Origin of the sequence: Tranquillimonas alkanivorans (assembly GCF_900115595.1) — a bacterium.
Taxonomy (GTDB): domain Bacteria; phylum Pseudomonadota; class Alphaproteobacteria; order Rhodobacterales; family Rhodobacteraceae; genus Tranquillimonas; species Tranquillimonas alkanivorans.
Genome location: NZ_FOXA01000062.1, coordinates 1 through 5,018 on the forward strand (window position 1 = coordinate 1; position 5,018 = coordinate 5,018).

Below are 5,018 nucleotides of genomic sequence, written 5' to 3' on the forward strand. Positions count from 1 at the left end.
CATCGCCGGCTCGTATCCGACGCGAGCTGACCGTTGGATGTCGCCCTGCGGCCGCCCGGGCCGTGCATTATGTCGGGTGGAGCGGGATGCGTCCCGAGGTGCGCTCGTGACAGGCGTTTCTCCCTTGGCACTCGGCATTCTGGGCAGCCTCGCCGCCGGCTTGCTGACGGCAGTCGGGGCGGCGCCGGTACTGCTCGGACATCTTCCTTCACGTGCCACCCGGGACCTATCCCTTGGTTTCGCGGCCGGCGTCATGTTGGCGGCCTCTTTTTTCTCGCTGATCATTCCCGCGCTGGATGCGGCGGAGCCGAGGTACGACAATGGAGCGGCTCCGGCGGCCATCGTTTGCGTCGCCATCCTGCTGGGCATGGGCGCCGTCGCGCTGATGAACGAAAGGCTCCCACACGAGCATTTCAGGACCGGACGCGAGGGACCGGAAGCGGCTTCGCTTCGGCGCGTCTGGCTCTTCATAATCGCGATCACGATCCACAATTTCCCGGAGGGACTTGCTGTTGGTGTGGGCTTCGGGGCCGATGGCCTTGCCGGAGGCATGCCGCTCGCGATCGGGATCGGTCTGCAGAATGCTCCCGAGGGACTTGCAGTCGCCGTCGCGCTGCTCGGAGAAGGATATTCCAGAGGTCGGGCCTGGGGTGTCGCCGCCCTTACGGGACTCGTGGAACCCATCGGCGGCCTTCTCGGCGCCGGCATCATCGCTCTGTCGCAGCCGCTTCTGCCTTGGGGACTGGCCTTCGCGGCCGGCGCGATGCTCTACGTCATCAGCCACGAGATCATTCCCGAGACGCATCGCAGCGGGCACCAGAACAAGGCAACGCTCGGCCTCTCGATGGGCCTCGTCCTCATGTTGTTTCTCGATGTCTGGCTGGGGTGACAGAATGAAAACGAAGATGCTTCCCGTGATGTTCGGAGCCACCGCTGCTGTTGGTACCTTTCTGGTCGACCAGGCGACGAAATCGTTGATCCTGGCGCACGTAGCCACGCTGAGCGCCGGTGTACCGGTTTTTCCGGGATTAAACCTTGTCTTCCTGCGCAACGACGGCGTGACCTTCGGCTTGCTGAGTGGCGCACCGATGTGGAGCTTGACGGCTCTTGCACTCGCTGTCTGCGGCTGGCTGGTTGTGGCGCTTGTCCGCACGAACAGTCGGATGGAGGCGCTTGCTTACGGCATGATCATTGGCGGCGCCTTGGGCAATGTTGCCGATCGCCTGCGTCATGGCGCCGTGACCGATTTCCTCGACGTCTATGCAGGCTCCCTGCACTGGCCGGCGTTCAACATGGCGGATGTCTTCGTGGTCTGCGGAGCGATGGCAGTGCTCTTTTCATCGTCGACGGGTGCGCGACAGCGGCGTGCGGAGTGATCGTGGAAGCCATCTCCGAAGACGATGCCCGGATGCAGAGCACGCGTCTGCCGTTGCGAACGCTGCTGGCGGCCGCCGCCGGTGCGCTGTCGGTTCTCGCCATCCCCCCGTTTTCCCTGCTGTTCGTGGTCCCGCTCGCCTTTTCCACCCTCTTCGTCATGGTCCAGGGCATTTCCGCTTGGCGCGCCCTCCTTGTCGGCTGGAGTTTTGGCCTCGGTCAGTTCGGGTTCGGCATCTCCTGGATCGCCGAAAGCTTCTATGTCGATGCCGAACGCTTCGGCGTGCTTGCGATCCCGTCCGTGGCAGGGCTCGCCGCCGTGCTTGCGCTTTTTCCGGGCCTCGCCGTCGCTCTCTTCGCGCAGTTCAAACGGCTGACCTCCGGCAGACCGCTCGCGAGCAGCCTGCTGCTCGCGACCTGCTGGTTTGGAACGGAGTGGCTGCGCGGACACCTCCTGACCGGCTTTCCCTGGAACCTCGCCGGATACACCCTCGTCGAATATGACGCCCTGCGACAGCCCGCTGCCTGGATCGGAAGCTACGGGCTGAGCTTCATTGTGGTCTTTGCCGGAGCGTTGCCGGGTGCGGCTTTCCTGGCGGAGAAACAGGCGCGCTTGAAGAGCTTGGCCGTGGTCGGAATCGTCGTGCTCGCCGTCTGGGCTGCCGGCACGGTCCGGATCGCCTCCGACGCACCGGCCGCGCCTGGAATCGATCTGCGTCTCGTCCAGGGCAACATTCCGCAAGGCGAGAAATGGGAGCCCGGGAGCCGGGAGCGGACCCTCACGCGCTATCTCGACCTCTCGGACCGCCCCGGCAAGTTCGACCTCCTGCTCTGGCCGGAGACGGCGTTTCCGGGCTTTCTTGACGAGGACGCCGCGGCGCGCTCGCGCATCGCCGGAGCCGTGCCCGAGCACGCACTGCTCCTGACAGGAGCGCCGGACCGCGTCGAGACCGACGACGGCTCCCTCTACTTCAACGCGTTGCAGGCCTACGACAGTTCGGGCCGCATTCTCGCCGGGTACGCCAAGCACCATCTCGTTCCGTTTGGCGAGTACGTTCCCCTGTCCGATTGGCTCCCGCTCGAGCGGATGACGGAAGGTCTCGGGGATTTCGCGCCCGGCCCGGGGCCGCGGACGCTCGCCCTTCCCGGCGCGCCGCTGGTTGCGGCGGCGATCTGCTACGAGATCATCTTTCCCGGGCACGTGATCGACGCCGAGTTCCGGCCCGACTGGATCTACAACGCGACGAACGACGCCTGGTTCGGCACCAGCATCGGCCCCGAACAGCATCTGGCTTCGGCCCGAATGCGTGCCGTCGAGGAAGGCCTGCCCGTAGTTCGCGCCGCGAACACTGGTATCTCCGCGGTGATCGACGCCACGGGCGCGGTCCTGGAACGGCTCGACACCGGTACGACAGGGATCATCGACGCCCCGCTCCCGGGTGCCCGCGCAGCGACGCTATATTCGCGGTTTGGTGACTGGACATCTCTGGTGCTCATCGCGACGTGCTGGATCTTCTTGGGGGGGATAACGGCGGTGGGTGCGCGACCGAAAGGACACGTGAGAAAGGATGAATGCGGATGATCGTACTTGCCGGCGTCTTCGGAGGCGCAATCAGGGGCGGGCTTCTGGCGAAGCGACGGGGCGGAAAGCGCCTCGACATTCTGCAATATGCGGTCGGGCACGCCATCGCATTCGGCCTGCTCGGCTTCTTCGTGACGATCGCCATGGCGCGTCTCTTCGGGTGAGCGGGCAGTAGCAGGTACGTCATGAAGACGGTGTTCCGCGTGACGCTGAGGGTATTCCTGGCGCTGGCTGCCGCCACGACTGCGACGGCAGCGCTTGTGGGATATCTGCTGCTGGCTTCTGTTCCGGATTATGACGAAGATTTCACCGTGCCGGGCATCCGGGGGCCTGTCGACATCCTCAGGGATGCTTCCGCGATTCCACACATTTCGGCAGCCTCCACCGCCGACGTCTACTTCGCACTCGGCTTCGTTCATGCACAAGACCGGCTTGGCCAGATGCTGAGAGCCCGGCGGTCCGCTGCGGCTGAAGCGATGCGACAGAGGCGCGTGACGTTCGGGCGCCCTGTCTCCGCTGCTCTTGATGCCTACGCAGATGGCGTCAACGCGTGGATATCAGAACTCGCCAGAGGAGGCCGGGGCGGCGGAGGGCCGGAGCTGCTCATGCTCGGCGCCCCGATCCAGCCGTGGGAGCCTTCCGACAGCTTGGCACTTGCCCGGGCATTCCTGGAAAACCTGCAGATCGCCCATTCTTCCGATGAGAGCAAGATCATGGGAGGGCAGGTTCCGGCAGGTCGACCGAATAATGCGCCGGGACTTCTTTCTCATCGACGGGACGCGTCCCTCGACGTATGGGCGGTCCCTGCAAGCCGGACAGTTTCCGGTGCTCCGATCCTCGCTGCCGATGTCACAGGTCCCCTTGCGCTGCCGTCGCAGTGGTATCTGGCGGATCTTCAGCTTCCCTCGGGCCCGGTCGTAGGTGCCACGCTGCCCGGCATTCCCTTCGTGGTCATCGGCCGATCCCACAGCCTCTTGTGGGGTTTTAGGTCGATCGGACCGCCCGCCGAAGTCACTACGAGCGAATTGCCTGATGCTGCCTCCGAAGCGTTTCTGGCGGTCCTCGGCCGCCTGACGCAGTCTTCCAGCGCAAGCGACGCGGCAGGGAAAGTTGCGGACCTTCCGCCGACCGGACTGCAGCTTGTCGCAGCGGACGGGCAGGCCGTCGAGGCTTGGCCCCGCTGCGCACGACCAACTTGCGAACCCGCCCGAGACTTCCTTGAAGTCCGCCGCGACGTCCTCGACGACCGCCAGACCGTTTATTCGATCGAAAGCGCCATCGCGGTGCAGCAGGATGTCGTCAGCGCCGTCGCCCGTACCCTTCTGCCTCTGATGGCGCGGGAACTATGGTTCGATGCACCCGCCGTGCGCGGAGAAGGCATTACGTCGAGCACACTTCGCTCGGACGTCCTCAACCGCCTGGCAAGCTGGAACGGCGAGATGGAGCGCCTGGCGCCCGAGCCGCTTGTATTCTGGGCCTGGGCCCGCGCTTTGCAGCAACGCATTCTGCAGGACGAGTTCCCTGCGGCGGATCATGTGTGGAGGCGGCCGAGGCCGGACTTCCTGCACGCGGTCCTCAGCGACCGCGAAGGAAGCGCGATCTGGTGCGACGTCCGACTCTCAAAGCGGAGAGAAACCTGCGACGAGTTGCTCCTCGCTTCTTTCGACGACGCGTTGAACTGGATCATCGATCGATACGGAGATGATCCCTCCTCGTGGTCCTGGGGATCGGAGCACGTCATGGTCATGAAGTGGTCCGCGATCCGGTCCGGCAGCGTGCTGGATGGCGTTGCCGATCTCAAGGCGTTCGCAGGGGGAGGACCATACACGCAGAAGTCTACGCTCTTCGATGAGGGAGAAGCCAATCCGTTCGAGTCCAGGAGCGGCACGAATTTCCAGGCCGTGATGACACTCGGCGAAGACACGGCATCTCATTTCATCGCACCCGCAGGGCAATCCGGTCACCCGCTTTCGCGTTTCTACGACAATCTCTTTTCAAGGTGGAAGCATGCCGATTATCTGGACATGTCCTCGGATCTCTCCATCGCGAGAAGCGCTGCGGC

At 64.5% G+C, this 5,018-nt stretch carries 5 protein-coding genes; all 5 read left to right on the forward strand.

What is annotated here, in order from left to right; genetic code table 11:
- Nucleotides 1-106: 106 nt before the first annotated feature.
- Nucleotides 107-889 carry a ZIP family metal transporter gene (locus tag BM162_RS21965; RefSeq protein WP_093425975.1) on the forward strand — a complete coding sequence of 261 codons (783 nt, stop codon included), beginning with the start codon at nt 107-109 and terminating at the stop codon, nt 887-889.
- 28 nt (nt 890-917) lie between these two features.
- Nucleotides 918-1,376: a signal peptidase II gene (gene lspA, locus BM162_RS21970; protein ID WP_093425980.1), complete on the forward strand. Its 459-nt coding sequence runs from the start codon at nt 918-920 to the stop codon at nt 1,374-1,376.
- Between the two features lie 32 nt (nt 1,377-1,408).
- Nucleotides 1,409-2,956 carry an apolipoprotein N-acyltransferase gene (gene lnt, locus BM162_RS21975; protein WP_093425982.1) on the forward strand — a complete coding sequence of 516 codons (1,548 nt, stop codon included), beginning with the start codon at nt 1,409-1,411 and terminating at the stop codon, nt 2,954-2,956.
- Nucleotides 2,953-3,120, forward strand: a complete 168-nt coding sequence (locus BM162_RS23050) for a hypothetical protein (RefSeq protein WP_093425976.1) — start codon at nt 2,953-2,955, stop codon at nt 3,118-3,120. Before lnt ends, BM162_RS23050 begins: the two co-directional genes overlap by 4 nt.
- A 21-nt stretch (nt 3,121-3,141) precedes the next feature.
- Nucleotides 3,142-5,018, forward strand: a 1,877-nt coding sequence (locus BM162_RS21985; protein WP_093425978.1) for a penicillin acylase family protein, incomplete at its 3' end; no start/stop codon positions are given.